This window comes from Haloterrigena salina JCM 13891 (assembly GCF_000337495.1).
GTDB lineage: Archaea > Halobacteriota > Halobacteria > Halobacteriales > Natrialbaceae > Haloterrigena > Haloterrigena salina.
Map to the genome: position 1 here is coordinate 21,905 of NZ_AOIS01000019.1, position 22,235 is coordinate 44,139.

A 22,235-nucleotide genomic window follows, 5' to 3' on the forward strand; every position below is an offset into this window, starting at 1 on the left:
CTGAAGATAACCACAACACCATAGCCCGACCGCAATCCCAACGTTCACAATACAAGAATTCGACATCTAACGTGTGAGCGACCGGCCACAACGCACAAACGAGTACATCGCGGAACCCGCTAGTCAACGGTACCGCGAGTGTTTGTTCGAGTGGTTGGCCGCCCACGCCCCTTTATGGAACCAGATTAACTACCGACGCCGACAAGAATACTTCGCCGACAACGGTGACGTCTGGGACGCCGAATACACAGAACTATACGACGAGTACGCACCCATGCTCGGAAAAGCAGCGTGCCAGCAAGTCGCCCGCAAAAACAGCGAAGCATGGCGGAGTCACTTTGACCTCCTCGACAAATACCACTCCGACGACCCAGCAGTCACGGAGACCCCCTCTCCACCCGGCTACTGGGGTAATCGCGAGGAGGGATACAAGCTTCACGGGCTCGTCCGAAACGACCTCTACACACTCGATTGGGACGAGGATACGAGTACGCTCGACTTCGGCGTCGGCGACGTACTTGAAGAGAAATACGACTTCGAGTACCAAGAACGCGTCACATTGGAAGTCCGTGGTAATCCACAGTGGGATGGTGACGATTCGCGGTTGGAACTCGTCTACGACGAGGCGGCAGACACGCTTCGTGTCAAGCATCCAGTTCGCATACGGCCAGACAAACTGCGAGAACAGCGAGTGGATGTCTTCACTCACACACTCGACTCCGAGAACACGACGCACTCTGCCGCCATCGACGTGGGCGCAAACAACACGCTCGCCCTCGTCACCACCACTGGAGAAACCGCGGTGTATCACGCTCGCCCAGAGTTCGACCGCTTCCGAGCCCTGTCCGGGTTGATTGCCAAGTTGCAGTCTGAACTCTCCGACGACCAGTATACGAGCAAGCGGATTCAACGCGTGTACGACGAGCGTGGGGAGAAACGCGACCATAGCCGTGATGCTGCGGTGAAACACGCGGCAGACTGGCTTCTTGAACGGAATGTGGATACCGTGTACGTCGGCGACCTGACCGACGTATTGGACACGCATTGGCAGGCTGAGGTGAACGAGAAGACACACGCGTTCTGGTCGCACGGGCAACTCGTTGACCGACTCGAACTCACGCTCGGTGATGTTGGAATCACAGTCGAGCAAGTGAGCGAGGCTGATTCGAGTAGCGAGTGTCCCGAATGTGGGAGCGAGGACGTTGTTCGGGATGGTGACTCATTCAGATGCCACGAATGCGAATTGGACGCGCATAGTGACATCGTTGGGGCGTGGAATTTATTGCAATCAGCGGTTGGGCCGATGGCGCGGCCTGCTGCCCTACTCGCTGAACGCGATAGGGACGTACCCACTAACGGGGCGTACTGGGAGTGGAATGGACACGACTGGACGCCCGCGAGTTTTGGGAAACAGTCGAGTCCGCTCGACCAAACCAGCGTCAGCGAACCCGCAAGTTCACAGCCGGGGTAGTCCACTGGCCGGATTGCCCACGGAGGAATCCCACGACTTCAGTCGTGTGGAGGACGTCAAGCGAGTTCGACGCGATCCATTTCGCGTTCGATATCGGCCTTCGCGATCCGTCCGTTGTGGGTCATTCGAACGTGCGCTCGGACTAACCGTTCCACCTCGTCGGAGCTGCTCGAGCGGATCATAAACTGGCAGTGCTCCCCTGAACACTCGAACTGGTAGGGCATGTCATAGCATCGCTCGAGTATCGGGGTAGCTATTTCACTTGCAGTTGCGGGAATAGGATTCGAGACCGACCCAACGGCTAATCGAACTTCTCGAGCAGCCGATCGTAGAAGACGGGCTCCGGATCGCCTTCGCCGTCCGGCGCGCCGCCGTTGGTCGCGACCGCGTCGTCCCGGGCCTCGTCGGCCAGTTTCTCGACGATCAACTCGGGCGTCGACCGCGCGAGGTGGTCCTTGACGGGCGAGCGGTTGACCTCGAGTTCGCCGTCCACGAGGCCGACCGCCTCGATGCCGTCGACGGTCACGTCGTAGTCGGCCATCTCCCGGATCTCGCCGGCGAGGTGGGAGACGAAGACGGCCGTCGCGCCGTTCTCCGAGAGCGCTTCCAAGATGCCGGCGATGATCTTCGCCGAAGCGCCGGGTTCGGTGATGCTCTCGAGTTCGTCGACCAGCACGAGCGAGCCCTCGCCGCCCTGGGCGAGGTCGGCGAACTCCCGGACCGTCGACTCGAAGGCGCCCGCGTCGAGGGTTCCCTGGGTCTTGGCGTGGTAGTGGAGGTCGTCGAACCGCTGGAGGCGCACGCGCTCCGCCGGCACGGGCAGGCCCATGTGGGCCAGCACGACGACGCCGGCGACCAGATCTAGCGTCGAGGTCTTCCCCCCGCTGTTGACCCCCGACAGCAGCGCCACGTTCGAGACCTCGTAGTCGACGGGATCGATGGCCTCGAGCGGCTCGTCCAGGAGGGGTGACTGGCCGCCCTCGATGGCGAAGCCGATGGGATCGCCGCTCTCGGTCGTCGCTTCGCCGCCGTCCGAGGCGCGTGGCGCCTCGCTCTCGACGAACTCCGGCATCGTACACTCGTACTCCCGGGCGAAGCGGGCGATCGCGAGTTCGACGTCCAACTCGAGGGCATCCCGAACGAGCTGGCGGGCCCCCTCGCGCTGGTCGGCCAGATCGGCCGCGAGCTCTCGCTTGAGTCGGCCGGCGCGGCGCTCCTTGGCCGCGGTCAGCTCCTCGCGCAGCCGCGAGACGACTGCCTTGTCGCGTTCGACCGGAAACGCCGGTTCGTCGCTGAACGCCCGTCGGGCGATCTCGCTCTCCCCCTGATCGAGATCGAGCGCGTCGACCAGGTGTTCGCGGGCGGCCTCGACGGCCGCGGCGTACTCGTCGGCGAGTTCTCGGGACAGCAGGGAGTCGACGCCGGCGCCCCGTTCGACCAGCGAGAGCAGGTCCGAGCCCTCGATCGTCACGTCCTGTTCGCGGATGGCCTCCCGCAGGCGGTCGTTGGCCACGCTCTCGGCCGCGCTCGCGGCCGCGTCCAGGTCGTCGACCGCCGTCGTCAGCCGGTCGAGTTCGTCGTCGCCCGCGACGGTGCCGTCCTCGTCGAGCCGCGAGAGGCCGTCCTCGAGCGCCTCGAGGTCACAGGCCGGCTCCAGATCCGCCGCTTGATGCACCTCGACGGCCGCCTGCAGGCGGTCCCGGTTGCGCGCGAAGAAGGCCAGCGGGCGCTCGGGGACGACCTCGGCGGGATTCTCGAGGGCGCCGGGCTTGACCTGGACGTCGCCCTCGAGGGTGACGCCGGCGAAGGATTCGTCGAGGGCGATCACCGTCGAGTACCCCCTCGCGAGTTCGGCCAGTCCCTGGGCGTTCTCCACGATCTCGACGGAGAGTTCCGGGATCGCTTCTTTCGCCTCGCTGTAACGCTCGGCGTCGGTCGTCGCCAGACAGCGCTCGCGGACGCGGACGTCGCCCGGGTTCCGGAGCGGTTCGAGCCCCTCGAGGGCCTCGAGCACCGCGTCGTCGTCGTCGCGGTCGATCGCCTCGCGGGCGAACGCCTGCACGTCCTCGATGCGCGAGCGGCGCGGACTCGGGTAAATCGTCTCGAGCCGCTGGGCGGCGTAGTCGGTGACGGTGCGTTCTTTCAGCAGTCCGAGGACCTCCCGGTAGACCTCCCGCGCGCGGTCGGTCGCGAGGAAGCCGCCGGGGTCGTCGTGCTCCTGGCGGATCGCGCCGCGCGCGATGCGGGCGGCGCGCCCCTGTGTGATCCCCGGCGCGGTCGCGATCGTCGCGACGTCGCCTCGCCGCAGCGCGCGCTCGGGCTCGTCGAGCGCTTCCAGCGCCCGAGCGGTCTTTTCGCCCACGCCCGGGATCGACTCGAGGTCCATTGCTTCTCGAGGGTCGTATCCAACCGAAGCGAGAAAAAGTTCCCGCCCGGTTTTTGGCGACCGGCGTGGTAACTCGGCGCATGACGGCCGGCGCACTCGAGTACCACGAACGGACGAAACACTCGCCCAGAAGCGTCCGCGAGGAGAGTACGGGGCTGAACTTCGACAACAAGCCGCGGCCGTACAAGGCGTACGTCGACCTGCCGTCGATACCGCTCGCCGAGCGGATCCGGCCGCCCCAGCAGCCGGCGCTGTCGGCGATCGCCGAGCCGACTCCCGACGGCGACTCGAGGCGCGGTCGCGATCCGGACCGCGAGACCGTCACGACGCTCTGTTACGACGCCGCGGGCATCACGAAGGCGATCGAGCTTCGCAACCGGACGAAACTGTTCCGGGCGGCGGCGACCACCGGCGCGCTCTACCACGTCGATCTGTACGTCGTCTGCGGCGACCTTGAGGGGGCTGGCGACGGCTCGAGCGCCGATCCCGACCTCGACCTCGAGGCCGGCGTCTACCACTTCGATCCTCGCACCTGCTCGCTGGACGTCCTCCGCGAGGGGGACCACCGCGGCGTCCTCGCGGCCGCCAGCGAGTACGAGGCCGTCGCCGAGGCGCCGCTGTCGATCGTCGCGACCTCGACGTGGTGGCGAAACGCCTGGAAGTACGAGGCGCGCACCGTCCGCCACGCCTTCTGGGACTCGGGGACGACGCTGGCGAACCTGCTCGCGGTCGCCCACGCGCTGGACTACCGCGCCGAGGTCGTCACCGGCTTCGCCGACCGTCCCGTCGCCGACCTGCTCGGCGTCGACCCCGAGCGGGAGGCGCCCCTCGAGATCGTCCCGATCGGCGCGAACGCGCCTGTTCCGAGTTCGGCGGCCGCTGATATCGACCCGATCGATCCCGACACCGAACCGCTGTCTCCCGACGAAAAGACATTCCCACTGATCCACGAGGCCTGGGAAGCCGGGACGCTCGAGGACGGCGCCGCTGCCGCTTCGTGGCGCGCTACGGGTCCACCGGAGAACCGGACGATCGGCACCCGCGACCCCGGGGACGGCGAGCGCGTGGCGCTCAAGCCGGTCGACCACGAGCGGGCCTCGAGTCGCCCCCTCCATCGAACAATCCGTCGGCGCGGCTCCTGTCGCGAGTACGAGCGCGAGCCGATCAGTTTCCGACAGCTCTCGACCGTGCTCGACCGGGCCGTCCGCGGCGTCCCGATGGACGTGCGGAGCGGGGACGAGCGAAGCGAGACCGGCGCCGGCCCACCGCTCTCGTTCGTCGACCCCTACCTGATCGTCAACGGTGTCAACGGCCTCGAGTCGGGCAGTTACCACTACCACCCCGACGCGGGCGAACTCGAGCGCCTCCAGTCGGGCGCGTTCCGCCGCGAAGCGAGTCACCTCGCGCTGGACCAGCGACTGGGCGGCGATGCCGCTGTCTGCATCTATTTCATGACCGACTTGGACGAACTCGTCGACGCGCTCGGTGACCGCGGCTATCGCGCGGCCCAACTCGAGGCCGCCCTGACCGCGGGGCGACTGTATCTGGGGACCTACGCCCACCGGACGCTAGGCGGGACCGGGCTGACGTTCTACGACGACGTCGCGACGGACTTCTTCGCGCCGCGAGCCGCCGGGCAGACCCCGATGTTCCTGTACACGATTGGACGACCAGCCTGAGATCTTCGTCGCCGGAATCGGACGGTAACGGAGATGGGAGACCGACGGGAAGAAGAAAACGGGCGGCGATGCGAGACGAGAGGCGAGAGCCGGACGACGGTCGACGAGGGGCACGCGCCGTCGTCGGTGTCGCACTTTTATACGGCAGCGCGTTACCCAATCGACTATGCAGCCCAGACCGCCCTGCGGTTCGTCGGCGCGGTACCGACCCGGATCGATCCCCTCCCCGAACGAACGGCGACGAGAGCAGACGCATGGAGTATGAACGCACCGACGTGGTCGACCGCGTCGAACTGCTTCGCGCCTACGCATACGGCCTCTGTATGGGCGCGGCCGACGCCCTGCCCGGCGTCTCTGGCGGCACCGTCGCGCTCCTGCTCGGCTTCTACGGACGTCTGATCGCCGCCGTCACCGCGTTCACCCCCGGCCGGGCGCTCACCGTCCTGCGAGGGTATCGCTCCGAGCGGCGCTCCCAGGCCCGGGACGCGCTCCTTGAGCTGGATCTCCAGTTCCTGTTGCCCCTCGGCGTCGGAATGGTCACCGCCGTCGTCTTCATCGCGGATATCGTCTCGTCGCTCGCAGAGTCCCACCCGGTCGCCCTGTTCGGCTTCTTCACCGGTCTGATCGCCGCCTCGGCGGTCGCCCTCTACCGGAGCCTCGAGGTCTCCTCGCCGAGCCACGTCGTCGCCGGGCTGGCCGGCGCCGGGCTCGCACTGCTGGTCGCCGCCGGTATCGTCGAACTTCCGGGCAGCGGCGGGGTCGTGATCTTCCTCGCCGGCGCCGTCGCCATCAGCGCGATGATCTTGCCGGGGATCTCGGGCTCGCTCATCCTGATCCTGCTCGGCCAGTACGTCTACCTCACCGGGGAACTGACCGCGTTCGTTCACGCGGTCGCCGACCTCGTCGGCGGCGGCTCGCTCGCGGCCGTCGTCGATCCGGGAACGACCGTCGCGCTGTTCGTCGCCGGCGGGATCGTCGGGCTCGTGACGATCGCTCGCGTCGTCCGCGCCGCGCTGGCCCGCCACCGATCGGTGACGCTGATCTTCCTGGTGAGTCTCATCGCCGGCTCGGTGCCGGCCCCGCTGCACAACATCGGCGAGAGCCACGCGTGGACGGCCGAGACGATCGGGCTGACCGCCGCGTGGGCGGCCCTCGGCGCCGTCGTCCTGTTCGGCCTCGAGTACCTCGTCGGCGGCTTCGATCCGGAGTAATTCGACGGCTTCGGTCGCCTTGCGCGCTCCGGGACGCTCGTTATTCCGTCGGCGCTCCGAGGACGGGTATGCCGCTCACGAAACTCCTCGGTTCGAAAGCGACGCGGTCGCTGACGGTCGTTTCGGTGCTCTCGGAGGCCCGAAAGGCGTTCGGGCGGGGGGACCGGACTCGCGGAATCGCGCTCCTCGGCGTCGCCGTGCTCGCCTGGAAGTGGGCGCTGATCGGCCTCGCCGCACAGGGCCTTCTCAAACTAGTCCGCGGTGGCGGATCGTCGGCGTCGGACTCGAGTCCGGCCTGATCGCGTACCAGCGAGACCGCGGCGCTCGAGCGAGCCGTCGAGACGCCTCTCCGGGCGTAACGCCTTCCCCGTCGGTTCCCGACGGTTCCGGTATGGGAGCCGACTGCACCTACTGCGGCTGCGATATCGAGCGCCACGAGCCGGTGTTCGTCAGCGAGGGAAGCGTCGAGACGCCGCCGAGCCGGTTCTGCAACTATGGCTGTCTCGCAGCCCACATCGAAGAGGAGGGGTTGACTGCCGGGACGACCTGCGAGTGGCGGTAAGTCGATCGTCGGCGTTCGACTGACCTCGCCGATCAACGCGATCGACGTTAGTCCCCGAAGTCGGCATCGTCGAAGTTGTCGTTGGCCAGTTCGTTGATCATGTCCTCGATCTCCTCCTGCGTGTCGTCGTCTAAGTCCTCGACCGCGCCGACGCCGTGGCCGCCGCTCTTGGCGGTCTGGAGCGCGTTCTTGTTCAGGTTGCCGTCGGGATCGACCACGGGCAGTTTCAGGTCCGTGAAGTTCTCCGGCGGGAACCCGGACGACGAGAGGATGAAGTGGTCGGCGACCTCGCTCAGATCATCGGTCTGGCGAGACTCGTCAGAGTCTCGCTGACCATCCGAGCTTCGCTCGGAGATATCGAAGTCCTCGAGTTGCGGCTCGTCCCACTCCTCGGTCGTCGTGCCCGAAAAGTCGGGTTCGTGCATCTCGTAGTCGGTCATGTGCGGACCTCCGGCGACCCGCGAAATCGAACTACTCCTTGCGTTCTCAACGGACCCGACGGACGCGGATCGTCGAGTCGACGAACGCGTTCGGAACGTTGTTTTAGCCGGACAGGAAACTACCGAAAGAAGCATGCGAGACGAAACCGATCGCGACGAGGTGAGTCGATGAACGAAGAGACGACTCGAGCCCTGTACGAACGGTCGCTGTCGACGCTCGTCGGCGGCGTGAACTCGCCCGTGCGGGCCGGCTCCCAGCCCTATCCGGAGTTCGTCGAGCGCGGCGAGGGTGCCCACGTCGTCGACGTCGACGGGAACCGCTATCTCGATTACGTGATGGGGTACGGGCCCCTCTTGCTCGGTCACGATCTGCCCGATCCGGTCCGCGAAGCGGTCGACGGAACGGTCGACGCGGGACCGATGTACGGCCTCTCGACCGACCTCGAGGTCGAACTGGCGGAGTTCATCGCCGACCACGTCCCGTCGGTCGAGCGCCTGCGGTTCGTCAACTCCGGGACCGAGGCGACGGCCGCGGCGGTTCGACTGGCTCGCGGCGCGACCGGCCGCGACAAGATCGTCGTCATGCAGGGCGGCTATCACGGCGGCCACGAGTCGTTCCTCGTCGAGGGCGACGCGGAGCGGCCGCGTCCGGGAAGCGCGGGCGTTCCCGAAGCGTTCGCCGAGCAGACGATTCCGGTCCCCTTCAACGACGAGACGGCGCTCGCCGACGCGTTCGAACGACACGGAGACGAGATCGCGGCCGTCATCACCGAACCGCTGCTCGGCAACAATGGGATCGTCCGCCCGGTTGCGGGCTTCCACGACACCGTCCGGACTCTGTGCGACGAGTACGGCGCGCTGTTCGTCCTCGACGAGGTCATCACCGGCTTCCGGGTCGGCGGCCTCTCGTGTGCGCAGGGAAAGTACGACATCGAACCGGACCTGACGACGTTCGCCAAGATCGTCGGCGGCGGCTTTCCCGTCGGCGCGATCGGCGGCCGCGCGTCGGTGATGGAGGCGTTCACGCCGACCGGCGAGGTGTTCGAGTCGGGGACGTTCAACGGGCATCCGGTCGCGATGGCGGCCGGCCTGGCGACCCTCGAGTACGCCGAGGAGAACGACGTCTACGAACACGTCAATTCGCTTAGCGATCGGCTCCGGACCGGCCTCAGCGAGATCGTCGCGGACCATGCGCCCGAGTACGCGGTCGTCGGCACGGACTCGATGTTCAAGCTCCTGTTCACCCGCGACGAACCGGCCGACCGACCCGACACCTATCCGCGGGATGGCAGCGACGTCGACGCCGGCGACACCGAGCGCTGGCAGCGGCTCTTTCGGCCCGCGATGAAAGAGCGAGGGATCCTTCTGCCGCCCAATCAGTTCGAGAGCCAGTTCGTGAGCGACGCGCACACCGAGGCGGACGTCGAGCAGACCCTCGAGGCCTACAAGGACGTCCTCGCCTGACCGTCGCCGGCGTTCGAGATCGGACGCCGGACGTTCGATACCCCCTCCATCGCGATAGCCCTTTTTCGAAGGCGGGCCACTGAACCACCGATGTCGTCCCCGACGATCACCGTTGTCCGCAACGAGATCGATCCCGGCTGCGAGTACCACTGCGACGCCTTAGCGGGGGTCGTCTCCGACGCCGCGGCCGACGCTCGAGCGGTCGACTATCCGGCCGGCGAGCGCCCGGTCCTCGAGGAGACGGACGGCGTCGTCATCACGGGGAGTACGGCGGGCGTCTACGAGGTCGACGACCGCCCGTGGATCGCCGATCAGAAGCGGCTCGTTCGGGAGCTGATCGACAACGAGATTCCGACGCTGGGCGTCTGCTTCGGCCATCAGATCGCCAACGCGGCGCTGGGCGGAACCGTCGAGCAAGCCGAGACGACCGCCCGACCGGTCGACGCCGACCTCGCTGACGAGCCGCTCTTCGACGGCGTCTCGTCGGTCGTTCCGGTCGCCCACGGGGACGTCGTCACCGAACCCGGCGACGGGATGGACGCGATCGCGTCGGCCGACTACTACCCCGCGTTCGCGACGCGCCACCGGACGGCACCGCTGTGGACCGTCCAGTTCCACCCCGAGTTCACCGCCGCGCTGCGCGAGCGCCTCGAGGCGGATTTCGGCTGGACCGAGGCCGAGCGCGGGTTCGGCGACGTGAACGCGACCCGGGTCGTCGAGAACTTCGCGTCGATCGTCGACGACGCGACCGCGGCGGAGTGAGCAGAGCGTCGCAGGCTATCGAGTCGCCGCTCGAGTGCGACTCGCGGGCGACGTCAGTCGTCGCTGGTCGGGTCTGGGCTGCCGTTACTGGCGGGGTTCTCGGCGATGAACCAGCCGTTCTCGGTCGCGCGCTCGGCGATCTGGGGCTGGAAGACCCACGCGCTCAGGGCGACGATCGGGATCATGGTGAGCCCGACGACCGCGTAGCCGAGGTGGAGGTTCGACAGGAACGGCGCGGCGAAGATCAGCGGGTAGATCGAGCCGCCGGAGGAGCCGATGCCGCCGACGAAGCCGGCCACGGAGCCCGAGTTGTCGGGGAACATCGCGGGCACCTGGGCGAAGATCGCTCCTTCAGCGAACGCACAGCCGGTTCCGACGAGGAAGCCGGCGACGACGGCGACGTAGATGTTGCCGGTCAGGCCGGCCGCTGTCATGCCGAACATAGCGCACACGACGAATACGAGCGTCGCGAACGTCCACTGTTCGCGGTAGCGGCCCGTAAACCACGGAAGAATGTCCGTCTCCTTGCGCGCGACGAGATCGCTGACGTAGCCGCCGATCGGGCGGAGCAGCCCCGCCGCGATCGAGAACGTCGCCGCGAACGTCGCCGCGATCACGATGTCGCTCTGGCCGAACGCCTCGCGGTAGTAGGTGCCCAGCCACCCGTTCATCGCCAGCTCGAGGCCGAAGGTCATGACGTACGCCACCGCGAGCACGACCGCGCCGTGGCGCGTCGCGATGTAGAGCCACTGCTCCCGGCTGACGCCCCGTTTGGTCTCCGCTCGCTTCGCGGTGCTCTTTGCAGCGTCGCCGAAGACGAAGTAGAGGATGCCGATCGCGACGGCGAGCACGCCAGTGTAGAAGAATGCGGCCCGCCAGTTCGACGAGAACAGCGGTCCTGCGTACCCCTCACCGAAGATCCGCGGCAGGGTGAAGTACGCGCCCAGTCCCGCGCCGGCGTTGCCGATCCCGGCGAAAATCCCCTCCGCCGTGCCGAGTTCCTCCTCCTCGAACCACTCGGAGACGTGCTGGATGCCGATGACGAAGGTAATCCCCGCCAGCGAGGCGACGATCCGCGAGGCCGTAAACACCTCGTAGGTCCGTGCGAACGCGCTGACGATCGCGAAGGTCCCGACGAGGAGCATCGTCCCGCCCGCGGTCACCGGCGCCCCGTATCTGTCGGTCAGCGGGCCGACGATGATCCGGCCGAGCGGCACGGCGATGACGGCCGCGCTCGAGACGACGCCGAGCTGGGCCACCGAGAGCCCGAACTCGTCGGCGATCTCGCCGGTGAAGGGGGCGAAGGAGAACCAGATGACGAACCCGAGGTTGAACATCGCCGTCGCGAGGATCAGGTTCTTGTACTTCGCGGGGATCATGCGGCTCCCCCACCCCCGTTCGCCGAATCTCGGCACGCGTGTGGTCCGCGTACTGAGAGCGAATTTGGAGTACAATTGTGTGGGCCTTCCCGAATATAGTTTTTGATTGGGATCATATTACAGGGTAATCTGGCCGTTCAATACTATAAAAGCATACTTCTTAGACGATCCCAATACTATCGTGCAGTGGCTATCGGACTAAACCCCCTCTAGGACTTCAGTGACGTCAACGAATGGCGGGTAGGAAAACGAAAAGTTAAATCAAATCTCGGTATCTATCGACAGATAGTGTCAATACGCTCGCGAAGAGAAAAACTCGCCCGCCAGCGACTCACTCGTCTAAGTGTTCGATCCCTTTCTTCGAGACGTTCGCCTCCGTGATCTCGCCGGGCATCCAGTCGGGCTTGTCGTCGGGGGCCGTCTCCTCCCACGCCCAGCCGTCGTAGATGTGAACCTTGTCCGTTCCCTTCTCCCGTAACCTGAGTTCGACGCGTTCCGCGCCGTCCTCGCTCGAGCCAGGCTCGAGCCGCCGGGCCGCCTTGAGAGCGGCCTGTCGCGGGGTGTTTCCGGAGAAGACGCTCGATTCCTCGCCGTCCGACTCGCGCAGTGCAAAGTTTCGTTTCCCGTCTTCACGTACCATAAGTTTCGCCTCCGTGTCAATCCAGCACACGATCCGACATAAAGATATCCCCCAAAACCGACCGACTGCGGCGGTATCTTTAAGTGAGTAGCTTCCGCCAGTGTACCGCATTACCCGGCGGACGACTCCAACGATGCTGACGGTTCCGTCACCTGGTTTCACCGCTCGTTCGGTCATTCGTTGAGGCGTCGAAAACACTTAAGTATATCCTACGGCGAAGTTCGGGATAGAATCCCGCGATGGTACGGAAAAAGAAGCTGAGTCCAAGCGGTGCCAAAGACGAAGACGGCAACTATCACAACGTCCATCTGAATCTCCACGAGGACGAACTGGCAGTCGCGGGCATGGATATCGGCGACGAGGTTTTCGTCCGCGTCCGAGACGGCAAGATCATCATCCAGAAAGCCGACGAGGAAGACGTCGAACACGAGTTCTAGAACGAAGTTTTGCGCTGCGGGCGCGGCGAAGCCGCGCCCTCGGCAAAAATTCGATTAAAAGCACTCCTCCCTCCGTTCCGTGACGCTTCGCGTCACTTCACATCAGTCGTCGGCCCGCTCGCTCCCTTCGGTCGCTCGCGGTACAACACGGTGACCGCTGCCGCAAAAAGCTGCTTGAGCGCTTACTGCAGCGCCTCGAGGTCGAACTCGAAGGCCGCGACGGGCACCTCGAGGTCGTGCTCGACGAGCACCTTCGGGTGGACTTCGCCGATCACGCCGACTTCCTCGCCGTCGATGACGACCGATGCGGTTCGACCCGGAATGAAGGTCGGGTGGTCGGTCGGCGGCGTCTCGAGGTCGACGTCGAAGTTCTCCGCGAGCGCCTGCAGGCGCGCCTTAGCGTCCTCGTAGCCCGCTTCGTGGCTCGCGAGGACGGCTCCGACGTGGCGGTTCTCGCCGACGCCAGTGTTCTCGCTCTCGTCGACGCGGGCCGTGAAGCCGATCTCCGAGAGGTGCTGCGGGTACGAGCGGTGGGTGTTGCGCTCCAAGACCATCAGCAGCGAGGGCATGGTCCAGGTCCGCAGCATGGTGTAGTCCTCGCTGTAGGCCTCCTTGATCGTCGCCGGCTCGCCGGCGCCGTAGACGTCGGCGTCAGGCTCGAGATCGACCCGCTCGTAGTTCTCCGCCTCGTTGATCATGTGGAAGTTGAGGAGGTCCTCGAAGCCGAGACCCACGAGTTGGGTGCGCGCGGCGCGCTCGAGACGGGAGCGCTCGTGGCGGCCCCCGACGGTCCCCACGTCGGGGTAGGTCGGCTCGAGGTCGTTGAAGCCGTAGGCGCGCCCGAGGTCGTCGATGACGTCCAGCGGGTGAAGGACGTCGACGCGGTAGGGCGGAACGGTGACCTCGTAGACCAGTTCTCCGTCGTCGCTCTCCTGGCGTTCGGCCTCGAGGCCGGAGCGCTCCGCGAGGTCGATTACCTCCTCGGGGTCGAGACCGATGCCGAGGATGGTCTCGATGCGGTCGTGGGCGACCGTCTTCGTCTTCGTCGCGAGGTCCGGTCGGACGATTTCGCGGTCGGGGTATTCAACCTCGACGTCCTCAAGCGTGGCCCCGCGCGCGGCCAGCGCGTAGCAGACGATGTTGAGCATCTTGTCGATCGTCCACTGGTCGGTGCCCGTCATCTCGACGAACAGGTCCCGCGAGTCCGTCGAGACCTCGGTGCGCCGACCGTTGATGACCGGCGGGAACGAGAACAGCCCCAGATCGTCGTAGATCGCGGGGTAGCGCTCGTACTCGCTGACGAGGTCGGCGTAGGTCTGGCCCGTCTGATGGTCCTCGAGGACCTCCGCGGGCGTCATCTCTCGATCCGAATCGAGGGGGACGAACGTGTCCTCGTCGGGCTCGAGTCCGACGTACTCGATCGTCGGCTCGCTCTTGTCCGTGGCGGACCGACCCTTCAGCATCGTCAGGTCGTGGATCCCGATCGCGCCTTTCGCGCGCTTGCGCCCCATCGTCGCGTGGAGCTTCTCCTGGAGTTGGATGAGCGACTCGAGGGCTTCCTCGTCGAGATCGACGTCGCGGATCACCGCGCCCGTCACGTAGGGCCGCTCGTCCGGCACGGAGTCGTCGACCTCGATGGTCCAGTCCGCCGAGTTCGTCGAGGGGACGTGGACCCCGCGCGAGTCGCCGTAGTGGTATCGCATCGAGCGCGCGACGCCTTCGACCGAGAGCCGGTCGAGGCGGTCCGGCGCGAACTCGAGTTCGAACTCGCCGTCTTCCGTTCGTCCTTCGAACTCGAGGCCGAGGCCGAACAGGTCGTCTTTGAGTTCGTCGTCGCTCTTCTCCTCGCGACCGGTCAGGCCGCGCAGTTCGTCGGGATCGATATCGACGGTGGGCATCAGTAGGTCACCTCCGCGTTCCGCAGGAACTCGAGGTCGGCCAGCGTGCCGTGGAGGTCGCGGATGTCCTCCGCGCCGGTGGTGAGCATTGCGAGTCGCTCCAGCGCGAGCCCCCAGGCCATGACGTCGCAGTCGACGCCCAGCGGTTCCAGCATCTCCTCGCGGAAGATGCCCGAGTTACCGATCTCGATCAGTTCGCCCGTCGTGGGGTGGGTGCCGAACAGCTCGAAGCTCGGTTCGGTGTAGGGGTTGTAGTGGGGTTTGAACTGGATGTCCTCGATACCGAACTGGGTGTAGAACTCCTCGAAGGTGCCCATGAGGTCCCGCACCGAGAGGTCTTCGGCCATCACCCAGCCCTCGATCTGGTAGAACTCGAGGAGATGCGTCGCGTCGAGGGTGTCGTTACGGTAAGCCTTCTCGACGCTGAAGAAGCGCGCGGGCGGTTCGATCTCGCCGATCTGGGTCCCGGAGAGGTACCGCGTCGACAGCGAGGTCGTGTGCCCGCGAAGCGCGAGCGCGCGGGCGAAGTCCTCGTCCCACGGCGAGTGGTAGCCCTCGCTGTCATCGCCCAGTCCCTCGCGGTGGACGCGCTCGACGTCCGCGACGAGGTCCTCGGGTAACTCGTCGATGTGGCTGGGCTGCTCCATGGCGAAGCGATCCCAGTGGGTTCGCGCGGGGTGGTCCTGGGGCATGAACAGGCAGTCGTTGATCCAGAAGTCCGCGTCGACGTGGGGACCGTCCATCTCCTGGAAGCCCATCCCGACGAGGACGTCCTTGACGCGCTCGGACATCTGGCGCAGGACGTGGACCTTCCCGCTCCCGATCTCCTCGGCGTCGGCCTCGACGTTGTACTCGGCGAACTCGACGTCCTCCCACTCGCCGCTCGTGATGAGTTCGGGCGTGACCTGCCCGACCGTTTCGGCGGTCTCGATGCCGGCCATCAGCTCCGTGACGGCGCGGTCGGTCAGACGGATCTCGCGGACGGTCGACTCCCGGCGCTCGAGCAGGCCGCGTCGCTCGAGTTGGTCGAGCGTCTCCGAATCGACGTCGACGCTATCGACGGCGGCCTCGTCCGCGTCGGCCAGCGTCTCGAGCGCGTTCGCCTCGGCATCGGCCGACGGATCGGCGTCCGGATCGGCAGTGATCTCGCCGCTGTCGATCGTGCCGTACCCCTTCCGGGCGTAGTTCGACAGCGCGATGTCGACCCCCGCTCCCTCGAGCCCCGAGGCGCCAATGACCCGTCCCATCTGGACGGCCTCCTCGTCGGCGCCGGCCTCGAGAGCGGCCTCGTAGAGCCGCACCTCGGGAAGGGCGTCGCCGGCGTAGCCGGCGCCCTCCTCAGTGAGTGCCACCGTTTCGTCGACGCGTTCCTCGATTTCGACCAGACTCTCGTCCTCGAGCTCGAACGCCGCCCCGGTGACGGTTTCGGGCGGGAGGTCGGCTCGCTCGGCGAGCGCGTCGACGGACGTTGCTTCGTCCGCGCTCGCGGCCTCCAAGACCGCGACCTGTTGTGCTGGAAGTTGCATTCGCTTGTTCGTATGGCTGCGTGTCGGTCAGTTAGCGGTTCCGATACCGCCCGCCGGATCGTCCGGGCGGGCGCACAGAACGGCCGGTTTCGCCGCGGGGACCCGTTACCGGTCCCTAGCGGCTCCACTGGCCCGGGCTCACCGGGCGAAGAAGAAACCGAATCCCGATCGCAGTCGCTGTGTCCGTCCGGCGACACCGCCATCATCGTGGGATTCGGTTGCCATACGCGAGTACACTCAGCTGCGAGCCAAAAACGTTGTGATACTGTCTCCCACACCACGACGCGGACGCCGTGACTCGGCGATCCGACGGCACTCTCCGCTCAGTCGTTCGAGAGCCGCGTCGTCTCAAGGCGGCCGCTGTCGACCCACTCGAAGCCGGACTGTTCGGCGCTGGCCGTCGTCTCGGGGACCGCCGCGGGATCGAACTCGTCGGCGAACTCGATACGTGTCTCGCTTGGACCGCTCGCGGGAAGTTCCGGGAGGAAGTCGTCGTCCTCGAGGAGCCCCTCGACGTCGACGGCGCCGCCGGCGCCCAGCGCGACGCCGAGCGCGCGGTAGCGGTCGTTCTCCGTGGCGAACTCCTCGCCCGCGCCGAAGGAGTCGTTGGTCACGCGGGTCGTCTTCGTGGTTCCCGAGAGCGTGCCGAACCCGTCGTCCGACGAATCGTCTTCGTCCTCGGCCTCGCTCTCGTCGTCGCCGTCGGTATCGGAACGATCCCCTCTCCCGGCCGCTCGCTCGCGCTCCGTCTCGAGGATCGAGTCGGCGACGTCCCGCAGCGACGCGCCGGCACTCGTGTCGGAATCGTCGCGAACTCGCGAGACGGTCGGCGACCCGCCCCGGAGTTCGAATCCGCCGGCCGCCGTCGACGGCGCTGACGTGGCTGTCGTCGACGACGATTTCTGCGTCGACCCGCTCGCGTCGGTCGCGGTGTCGTCGGTCGGGACGTCGTCAGTTCGTGCCGTCGAGGTGCGCTCGGGTTCGGCTTCGTCGATGAGCGACGCGACCGACTCTCGCTCGTCGCCGGGCGCCGCCGCTTCCGTTTCGACGGCGCTGCCGAGGGAATCCAAGCGCCGCTCGGCGCGCTCGAGCGCCCACGCTGGCCACGGATCCGACTCGGTCGCGTCCGTCGGATCGATCTCGTCGCCGGGAGCCTCGGGAACGTACGCCGCGAGATCGTGGGTCGGCAACAGCGGGCGGTCGAACGCCGAAATCCGCTCGCCGTAGCGATCGCGAAGCGCCTCGAGCTCCCCTTCCTCGACCAGCGCGGCCCGCCAGCGGTCGACGCCCGCCGAGAGGAGGACGATCGTCGCGTCGGTACCCGCGAGGAGGCGCTCGTCGACCGCCCGCAGGACGGCGGGGAGGTTGTCGTCGTCGAGCGGCGTTTGCGGGTAGGCGACCGTCGCCTCCCGCTCGCGACCGTTCGGATCCGTCGCGGCGAGTTCCAATCGGTCCCGGCCGTTCTCGGCCGGCCCCGTCCGCGTCCACTCGAATTCCCAGCCGATCGCGTCGAAAACGGCCTCGAGTTTCCGTCCCAGCGCTCGCTGGGCGTAGCGGGCCGAGCAGGTCAGTCCCCGGTCGCCCCGACAAACGAGCTGGCGCACCGTCGCCGTCCGGTCGCGCGCGTCCGCGAGGACGTCCGAAAGGATCGACTCGAGGGAACGCTCCTCCTGCCCGGGCGGGACCGCGGTGCGGTACTCCCGACGCTGGGCGCGGATGTCGTCGGGCGCGACGCCGAAGGAACCGAGGACGTTGGCGCAGACGACGACGTCTCGGCTCGGATCGTCGGAGCGGCCGGTCTCCATCGACGCGGCCTACACCGCGACCCCGGATATGCTTTCTCCTGAAATCGAGAAAAATCAGCGAACGGACACCAGTTATCCCCTGTCACCGCGGGGCCGTCTACTATCGTCGGCGCGGCGACTCGAGTTCGATGTCCGTCTCCGCGAGCAGTTCCTCGACCTCCTCGCGTTTCTCCTGGTGTTCCTCGAGGAACTCCCGCATCAGCTGGGCGGCCTGCTCCTTGCAGTCGCCACAGAGGCGCTCGCCGCTCGTACACTCGTCGTAGACGCGCTTGGCGAACTCGTCGTCGTCGCCGGCCAGCAGGTAGGCGTAGAGCTCGTAGACGGGACACTCGTCGGCCTTCCCGCCCTTCTCGCGGTGTTCCTCGGCTGTCTCGCGGCCGCCGGTCGAGGCGGCCTTGACCTTGTCGTAGCCGTCCTCGGGGTCGTCCAGCAGCGAGATGTGGGAAGCGGGAATCGAGGAGGACATCTTGCCGCCGGTCAGCCCGGTCATGAAGCGGTGGTAGATCGAGGACGGCGGCTGGAACCCGTAGCCGCCGTTGTCGACCTCGATCTCGCGGGCGAGTTCCTCGGCCGCGGCGCGGTCGAGGTCGAAGGCGTCGACGTGACTCTCGTAGACCCGTTTCTCGCCGTCGATCGTCTCGACGAGAGCGTCGAAGGCCTCCTCGGTCGCCCGCCGGTCGAAGAAGCGCGTGCGGGGTCGGATCGGCTCCATGCCGCCCTCCTCGAGCTTGGTCAGTACCGAGTCGAGGACGCTCGCGTCAACCTCGAGTTCCGACAGCGGCGTCTCCTCTAACGCTTCGGCGACGTGGACGCAGCGCAGCGTGTCGTCGTCGAATTCTTCGGGCTCGAGACGCTCGTAGAACTCCGCGACCAGCGCGCGCTCCTCGTCCTCGAGTTCGAAGCTGGCGTAGGCCTCGGTGACCTTGAAGAAGCGCATCCGCTCGGCTAAGTCCCGCGCCAGCCGGACGTGGGGGTCCTGGTCGGGGCCGACGGGGATGACCGTCGGCTTGGGCTCCTCGAGTTGCGGGTAGAGGATGTCGGCCATCTGGGTGACGACCGACTGCATGTGCGAGACGTCGGTCTCGCCGTCGAAGCCGTAGATCGCCTGGAACTCCGAGAAGTTGGCGTCGGCGCCGAGTTCGAAGGCGAGGTCCTGCAGTTCGCGGTTCTCGGACTGGCGGTAGAGTTCGCCCTCCTCGGGGTCGAAGCCGAGCGCGAGCAAGGAGAGGAGGTAGTCCCGAGCGTGCTCGTCGATTTCCTCCCACGACATCCCGCGGGCTGAGTTGGCCTCCAAGTCGGCGATCAGCCCGTAGGCGTCGGCACCCTGCTGTTGGTGCCAGATGATCTCGTCGAAGACCAGCTTGTGGCCGATGTGCGGGTCGCCGGTCGGCATGAATCCGGAGAGGACGGCCGCGGGCTCGTCGTTCTGGAGGGCTTCGGCGACCGGACGGTAGTCCCGGTGGCCGAAGATGACGCCCCGCCGCATCAGGTAGTGCGGATTCGGAACCTCCTCTAGGACCTCGTCGAACTCCTCGATACCGAATTCCTCGAACAGCTTGCGGTAGTCGGAGACGCTCGAGGATCCCCAGGGGTCCAGTGCAACGTCGTCGGCACCGGCAGCGCCGCCGTCGGGTCGAAGTTCCGACTGCGGGGCTGCGTTTCCGTCACCTCCATCGGTCGTCGATTCCCCTGACTCGGACTCCTCGAGTGGGTCGTCTCCGGTCATTAGATTCGTCTTGGCGCGCCAGTTCGCAAAAGCCTTCGGCTTCGCGGCGGTACCGCCTCGAATCGGGAATCGATCCGCCTCGCCCGGTGAACGAAATCGCAGACGAGACCGACGGCGCTCCCGGCTTCTCCGCCGGCGCCGGACTCGTCGGCGGCGGCCTCACCCTCGAGTGGCTCCGCCGTCGAGTGACGGCGGACGAGTCGGCGGAGCGAAGCGAGTGATCCCGTTCGACGGGACCTGCTAGAGTAAAGCGACGCCCCGACGAACGACGCGATATGCAGATCCGAGTGTTCGACCGCGAGTGCGAGATCGACGACTCGAGGATCGACGCGGACGCGGCGACGATCAGCGAGCGGGTCCGCGAGTACGAGGCCGGCGAGCGAACGACGTTCGATCTCGAGATCGAGTATCCCGACGGGTTCACGGGCGACGTCATGCGGGCGATAGAACGGGTTCCGGCCGGCGAGACGCGAACGTACGGCGAGGTCGCGGCCGCCCTCGAGACGGCGCCGGTCGCGGTCGGACAGGCCTGTGGCCGCAACCCGATCCCCGTCGTCGTCCCCTGTCACCGGATCGTCGGCGCCGACTCGCTGACCGGCTACGCGGGCGGACTGGAGTTGAAACGACGGCTGCTCGAGCACGAGGGGGCTTCGATTCCGGACGAGCCGTAGGCCGGCGTTCGTTCGGTGTGCGATCTACTCGAGCGGTCGGCGAACCGTTATATTCGCTTCGCGTAACGTCCGCGTATGGTCGCGTTCCCGATTCTGACGGACGGCGACGTCTACTCGCAGTTCGACTACGAGACGGTGATCGACGCCATGCGTGACGCGTTCGCCGAACGCGCGGCCGGGACGCTCGAGGCGCCGCCGCGCTGGTACGTCGAGGCCGGCGAGGGCGAACTCGTTTTCACGGTCGGCGCCGCGACGGGACCGACGAACGCCGCCGGATTCCGGGTGTACGGGAACTATCCCGACTCCAAGGCGGGTGCGGACCGCACGCAATTGGTGGCCGTCTTCGACGCGACGACCGGCGCGTTCGAGGGGCTGCTCGCCGGCCACGCGACGGGCCGGCTCCGGACGGGCGCGATCGGCGGCCTCGCGATCGACTGCCTCGCCCGCGAGAACTGCGAGACGCTGGGCGTGCTGGGCGCGGGCGTGCAGGCCCGAACGCAGGTCGGTGCGGCCTGTTCGGTCCGGGACTTCGACGAGGTCCTGGTCTACAGCCCGACCGCAGAGAGCTGCACGTCGTTCGCCGAGACCGCAGGCGAGGGGGTCGAACCGACCGTCCGCGCGGTCGACGATCCGAAGCCGGTCGTCCGCGAGGCAGACGCACTCGTCTGCGCGACCGACAGCGACGAACCGGTGTTCGATCCCGACTGGCTCGAGCCCGGTACCCACGTGACGACGATCGGCCCGCGCTTCCGGGGCACCCACGAACTGCCCCTCGAGGTCGTCGACCGCGCCGATGCCATCGCGACCGACTCGATTCCGCAGGTTGACGACTACGATCGCGAGTACCTGGTCAGCGGCGACGACTACGACCGAATGGTCGAACTGGCGGACGCGCTCGAGGACCCCGAACTGGGGCGGAGCGACGCCGAGGAGATCACGCTGTTCTGTTCAGTCGGGCTCGCGGGGACCGAGGTCGTGTTAGGACGGCGGTTTCTCGAGGACGTCGCGTAAGTCGATACGGCGCTACGCCGTTCGATCCGCGGCCGCCCGCAACTCCTCGAGTCGCTCCGATTCGACTCCGGCCAGCACGATCGCCGCGAAGACCGTCTCGCCGTCGGGACGCGGCGCGTCGCCGCCCAGAACGCCGTTGCCGCCGACGGTCGACTGCAGCGCCCGCCGGCCCTCGGCGATCGCCTGCCGGTTGAGCCACGTCGGCGGCCCGCCGACGACCAACAGCCCGCGGGCGGCCGTTTCGGGGTCGCACTCGAGGGTGAGCTTTCCGTGGATCCCCTTCCGGACGACCGTTTCGACGGCGCTGACCGCCTCGCTCGTCTCGACGTCCCGGTCGGTCGACAGGAGTCCGAGCCCGAACCGCGAGCTACTCGTTTCGACGTCCTGATCGCCGTAGCCGAGCGCCACGATCGCCGACTCGTTGCCGAGGATCCGCTCGATGTCGCTCGCGTCGATCACGTTCTGGGCGACGGAGTCGTCCGACCCGCCGCCGGCGAAGACGGCCGCGACGCGACCCGCCAGCTCCCGATTGCATCGATCGCGGGTGTCCGAGACCGTCTCGCCGGGGCGCAGCCACGCCTCGTTGTCGAAACAAACGACGGCGCTGGCGAGTCCCTCGAGTCGCTCCATCGTGGCGACCGCGTTCGACGCCGCGGTCGGCCGCGGCGGCTCGGCGTTCCCGGCGGCCGCGGTCGTTCGCGAGTGCGGTCCGGTATCCCCGGCGTCGGCGTCGGGATCGAACTCTCGGTCGGCCGGCAGCGTCGCGAGCACGTAGACGGGCGCGTCGTACCGTCGCTGCAGCGCGGCGACGAGTGCGGGCGCCGTTCCGCCGCCGGTCGCGCCGCCTAGACCGACGGCGATCAGAAACGCGTCGGCCTCGCCCGGCGTGCCCTGATCCAGCGCCTCGAGCAGTTCCTCGGCGTGTGTCTCGCCCATCTCGGACCGTCGCTCGAGGTCGTCGTCCGCGTCGATTCCGGTGCCCTGTCCGTACCGGTGGCGGTGCGATTCGGGAACGACGGTTCGTCGGAGCGTCGCCGCGTCGGTGTCGAAGACGAAGACGTCCGTCAGAAACGAGCGGTCCGCTGGCTCCGCGGCTCGGATCGCGTCGGCGATCCGACAGCCCGCGCCCCCGACGCCGATCACCTCGAGTTGCATACCGGGATACTC

21 protein-coding genes are annotated in these 22,235 nt (G+C 67.1%); 11 read left to right on the top strand and 10 right to left on the bottom strand.

Annotated features, from left to right (window positions below; all coding sequences use genetic code 11):
- Nucleotides 1-73 precede the first annotated feature (73 nt).
- The gene (locus C477_RS05395) at nt 74-1,471 is read left to right on the top strand and encodes an RNA-guided endonuclease TnpB family protein (RefSeq protein WP_008893441.1); all 1,398 of its coding nucleotides are present in this window, start codon (nt 74-76) and stop codon (nt 1,469-1,471) included.
- A gap of 56 nt (nt 1,472-1,527) precedes the next feature.
- Here the strand turns inward: C477_RS05395 and C477_RS22790 are convergent, their stop codons facing one another.
- Both C477_RS22790 and C477_RS05400 read right to left on the bottom strand, forming a co-directional pair.
- Nucleotides 1,528-1,695 carry a DUF1059 domain-containing protein gene (locus tag C477_RS22790; RefSeq protein ID WP_008893442.1) on the bottom strand — a complete coding sequence of 56 codons (168 nt, stop codon included), beginning with the start codon at nt 1,693-1,695 and terminating at the stop codon, nt 1,528-1,530.
- Nucleotides 1,696-1,772: 77 nt separating this feature from the next.
- Nucleotides 1,773-3,857: a MutS-related protein gene (locus C477_RS05400; protein WP_008893443.1), complete on the bottom strand. Its 2,085-nt coding sequence runs from the start codon at nt 3,855-3,857 to the stop codon at nt 1,773-1,775.
- A gap of 80 nt (nt 3,858-3,937) precedes the next feature.
- On the opposite strand from C477_RS05400, the gene C477_RS05405 reads away from it, so the two are divergent.
- The 4 genes from C477_RS05405 (at nt 3,938) to C477_RS23990 (ending at nt 7,309) form a co-directional block, all read left to right on the top strand.
- Nucleotides 3,938-5,536 (top strand): SagB/ThcOx family dehydrogenase, encoded by a 1,599-nt coding sequence (locus tag C477_RS05405; RefSeq protein WP_008893444.1) that lies wholly within the window; start codon nt 3,938-3,940, stop codon nt 5,534-5,536.
- 254 nt (nt 5,537-5,790) lie between these two features.
- Entirely contained in the window at nt 5,791-6,747 is a 957-nt protein-coding gene (locus tag C477_RS05410) for a DUF368 domain-containing protein (protein WP_008893445.1), read from the top strand.
- A gap of 68 nt (nt 6,748-6,815) precedes the next feature.
- On the top strand, nt 6,816-7,046 hold the full coding sequence (locus C477_RS05415; protein ID WP_008893446.1) for a hypothetical protein: 231 nt from the start codon (nt 6,816-6,818) through the stop codon (nt 7,044-7,046).
- A 92-nt stretch (nt 7,047-7,138) separates the two neighbouring features.
- A complete protein-coding gene (locus C477_RS23990; protein WP_008893447.1) occupies nt 7,139-7,309 on the top strand; it encodes a hypothetical protein in 171 nt (56 codons plus the stop codon).
- 47 nt (nt 7,310-7,356) lie between these two features.
- Here C477_RS23990 and C477_RS05420 read toward each other — a convergent pair whose 3' ends face one another.
- On the bottom strand, nt 7,357-7,749 hold the full coding sequence (locus tag C477_RS05420) for a hypothetical protein (protein ID WP_008893448.1): 393 nt from the start codon (nt 7,747-7,749) through the stop codon (nt 7,357-7,359).
- A 168-nt stretch (nt 7,750-7,917) separates the two neighbouring features.
- Here C477_RS05420 and hemL point away from each other — a divergent pair, with 168 nt between their 5' ends.
- Both hemL and C477_RS05430 read left to right on the top strand, forming a co-directional pair.
- Nucleotides 7,918-9,213, top strand: a complete 1,296-nt coding sequence (gene hemL, locus C477_RS05425) for a glutamate-1-semialdehyde 2,1-aminomutase (protein ID WP_008893449.1) — start codon at nt 7,918-7,920, stop codon at nt 9,211-9,213.
- Between the two features lie 90 nt (nt 9,214-9,303).
- Nucleotides 9,304-9,975, top strand: a complete 672-nt coding sequence (locus C477_RS05430) for a type 1 glutamine amidotransferase (RefSeq protein WP_008893450.1) — start codon at nt 9,304-9,306, stop codon at nt 9,973-9,975.
- Nucleotides 9,976-10,028: 53 nt separating this feature from the next.
- Here the strand turns inward: C477_RS05430 and C477_RS05435 are convergent, their stop codons facing one another.
- Complete coding sequence (locus tag C477_RS05435) at nt 10,029-11,354, bottom strand: MFS transporter (RefSeq protein ID WP_008893451.1); 1,326 nt, start codon at nt 11,352-11,354, stop codon at nt 10,029-10,031.
- A gap of 331 nt (nt 11,355-11,685) precedes the next feature.
- On the bottom strand, nt 11,686-11,994 hold the full coding sequence (locus C477_RS05440; protein WP_008893452.1) for a non-histone chromosomal MC1 family protein: 309 nt from the start codon (nt 11,992-11,994) through the stop codon (nt 11,686-11,688).
- Nucleotides 11,995-12,233: 239 nt separating this feature from the next.
- On the opposite strand from C477_RS05440, the gene C477_RS05445 reads away from it, so the two are divergent.
- Entirely contained in the window at nt 12,234-12,431 is a 198-nt protein-coding gene (locus C477_RS05445; protein WP_006111025.1) for a hypothetical protein, read from the top strand.
- Between the two features lie 182 nt (nt 12,432-12,613).
- On the opposite strand, the gene pheT is transcribed toward C477_RS05445, so the two are convergent.
- The 4 genes from pheT to C477_RS05465 form a co-directional block, all read right to left on the bottom strand.
- Nucleotides 12,614-14,329: a phenylalanine--tRNA ligase subunit beta gene (gene pheT, locus C477_RS05450; RefSeq protein ID WP_008893453.1), complete on the bottom strand. Its 1,716-nt coding sequence runs from the start codon at nt 14,327-14,329 to the stop codon at nt 12,614-12,616.
- Entirely contained in the window at nt 14,329-15,855 is a 1,527-nt protein-coding gene (pheS, locus tag C477_RS05455) for a phenylalanine--tRNA ligase subunit alpha (protein ID WP_008893454.1), read from the bottom strand. The genes pheT and pheS overlap by 1 nt, the downstream gene beginning before the upstream one ends.
- A 323-nt stretch (nt 15,856-16,178) precedes the next feature.
- A complete protein-coding gene (locus C477_RS05460; protein WP_008893455.1) occupies nt 16,179-17,660 on the bottom strand; it encodes a hypothetical protein in 1,482 nt (493 codons plus the stop codon).
- 100 nt (nt 17,661-17,760) lie between these two features.
- Nucleotides 17,761-19,386 (bottom strand): tryptophan--tRNA ligase, encoded by a 1,626-nt coding sequence (locus C477_RS05465; protein WP_008893456.1) that lies wholly within the window; start codon nt 19,384-19,386, stop codon nt 17,761-17,763.
- Nucleotides 19,387-19,472: 86 nt separating this feature from the next.
- Here C477_RS05465 and C477_RS24700 point away from each other — a divergent pair, with 86 nt between their 5' ends.
- The 3 genes from C477_RS24700 (at nt 19,473) to C477_RS05475 (ending at nt 21,068) form a co-directional block, all read left to right on the top strand.
- The gene (locus tag C477_RS24700; RefSeq protein WP_008893457.1) at nt 19,473-19,607 is read left to right on the top strand and encodes a hypothetical protein; all 135 of its coding nucleotides are present in this window, start codon (nt 19,473-19,475) and stop codon (nt 19,605-19,607) included.
- 54 nt (nt 19,608-19,661) lie between these two features.
- Nucleotides 19,662-20,057 (top strand): methylated-DNA--[protein]-cysteine S-methyltransferase, encoded by a 396-nt coding sequence (locus tag C477_RS05470; RefSeq protein WP_008893458.1) that lies wholly within the window; start codon nt 19,662-19,664, stop codon nt 20,055-20,057.
- Nucleotides 20,058-20,132: 75 nt separating this feature from the next.
- Nucleotides 20,133-21,068 (top strand): ornithine cyclodeaminase family protein, encoded by a 936-nt coding sequence (locus C477_RS05475; RefSeq protein ID WP_008893459.1) that lies wholly within the window; start codon nt 20,133-20,135, stop codon nt 21,066-21,068.
- Between the two features lie 12 nt (nt 21,069-21,080).
- Here the strand turns inward: C477_RS05475 and C477_RS05480 are convergent, their stop codons facing one another.
- Nucleotides 21,081-22,223 (bottom strand): tubulin/FtsZ family protein, encoded by a 1,143-nt coding sequence (locus C477_RS05480; RefSeq protein ID WP_008893460.1) that lies wholly within the window; start codon nt 22,221-22,223, stop codon nt 21,081-21,083.
- Nucleotides 22,224-22,235: the final 12 nt, after the last annotated feature.

Excerpts from the sequence above, each read along its gene's own strand:
- C477_RS22790 (WP_008893442.1), bottom strand. The coding sequence starts at position 1,695 with ATGCCCTACCAGTTCGAGTGTTCAGGGGAGCACTGCCAGTTTATGATC.
- C477_RS05400 (WP_008893443.1), bottom strand. The coding sequence starts at position 3,857 with ATGGACCTCGAGTCGATCCCGGGCGTGGGCGAAAAGACCGCTCGGGCG.
- C477_RS05405 (WP_008893444.1), top strand. The coding sequence starts at position 3,938 with ATGACGGCCGGCGCACTCGAGTACCACGAACGGACGAAACACTCGCCC.
- C477_RS05410 (WP_008893445.1), top strand. The coding sequence starts at position 5,791 with ATGGAGTATGAACGCACCGACGTGGTCGACCGCGTCGAACTGCTTCGC.
- C477_RS05415 (WP_008893446.1), top strand. The coding sequence starts at position 6,816 with ATGCCGCTCACGAAACTCCTCGGTTCGAAAGCGACGCGGTCGCTGACG.
- C477_RS23990 (WP_008893447.1), top strand. The coding sequence starts at position 7,139 with ATGGGAGCCGACTGCACCTACTGCGGCTGCGATATCGAGCGCCACGAG.
- C477_RS05420 (WP_008893448.1), bottom strand. The coding sequence starts at position 7,749 with ATGACCGACTACGAGATGCACGAACCCGACTTTTCGGGCACGACGACC.
- hemL (WP_008893449.1), top strand. The coding sequence starts at position 7,918 with ATGAACGAAGAGACGACTCGAGCCCTGTACGAACGGTCGCTGTCGACG.
- C477_RS05430 (WP_008893450.1), top strand. The coding sequence starts at position 9,304 with ATGTCGTCCCCGACGATCACCGTTGTCCGCAACGAGATCGATCCCGGC.
- C477_RS05435 (WP_008893451.1), bottom strand. The coding sequence starts at position 11,354 with ATGATCCCCGCGAAGTACAAGAACCTGATCCTCGCGACGGCGATGTTC.
- C477_RS05440 (WP_008893452.1), bottom strand. The coding sequence starts at position 11,994 with ATGGTACGTGAAGACGGGAAACGAAACTTTGCACTGCGCGAGTCGGAC.
- C477_RS05445 (WP_006111025.1), top strand. The coding sequence starts at position 12,234 with ATGGTACGGAAAAAGAAGCTGAGTCCAAGCGGTGCCAAAGACGAAGAC.
- pheT (WP_008893453.1), bottom strand. The coding sequence starts at position 14,329 with ATGCCCACCGTCGATATCGATCCCGACGAACTGCGCGGCCTGACCGGT.
- pheS (WP_008893454.1), bottom strand. The coding sequence starts at position 15,855 with ATGCAACTTCCAGCACAACAGGTCGCGGTCTTGGAGGCCGCGAGCGCG.
- C477_RS05460 (WP_008893455.1), bottom strand. The coding sequence starts at position 17,660 with ATGGAGACCGGCCGCTCCGACGATCCGAGCCGAGACGTCGTCGTCTGC.
- C477_RS05465 (WP_008893456.1), bottom strand. The coding sequence starts at position 19,386 with ATGACCGGAGACGACCCACTCGAGGAGTCCGAGTCAGGGGAATCGACG.
- C477_RS05470 (WP_008893458.1), top strand. The coding sequence starts at position 19,662 with ATGCAGATCCGAGTGTTCGACCGCGAGTGCGAGATCGACGACTCGAGG.
- C477_RS05475 (WP_008893459.1), top strand. The coding sequence starts at position 20,133 with ATGGTCGCGTTCCCGATTCTGACGGACGGCGACGTCTACTCGCAGTTC.
- C477_RS05480 (WP_008893460.1), bottom strand. The coding sequence starts at position 22,223 with ATGCAACTCGAGGTGATCGGCGTCGGGGGCGCGGGCTGTCGGATCGCC.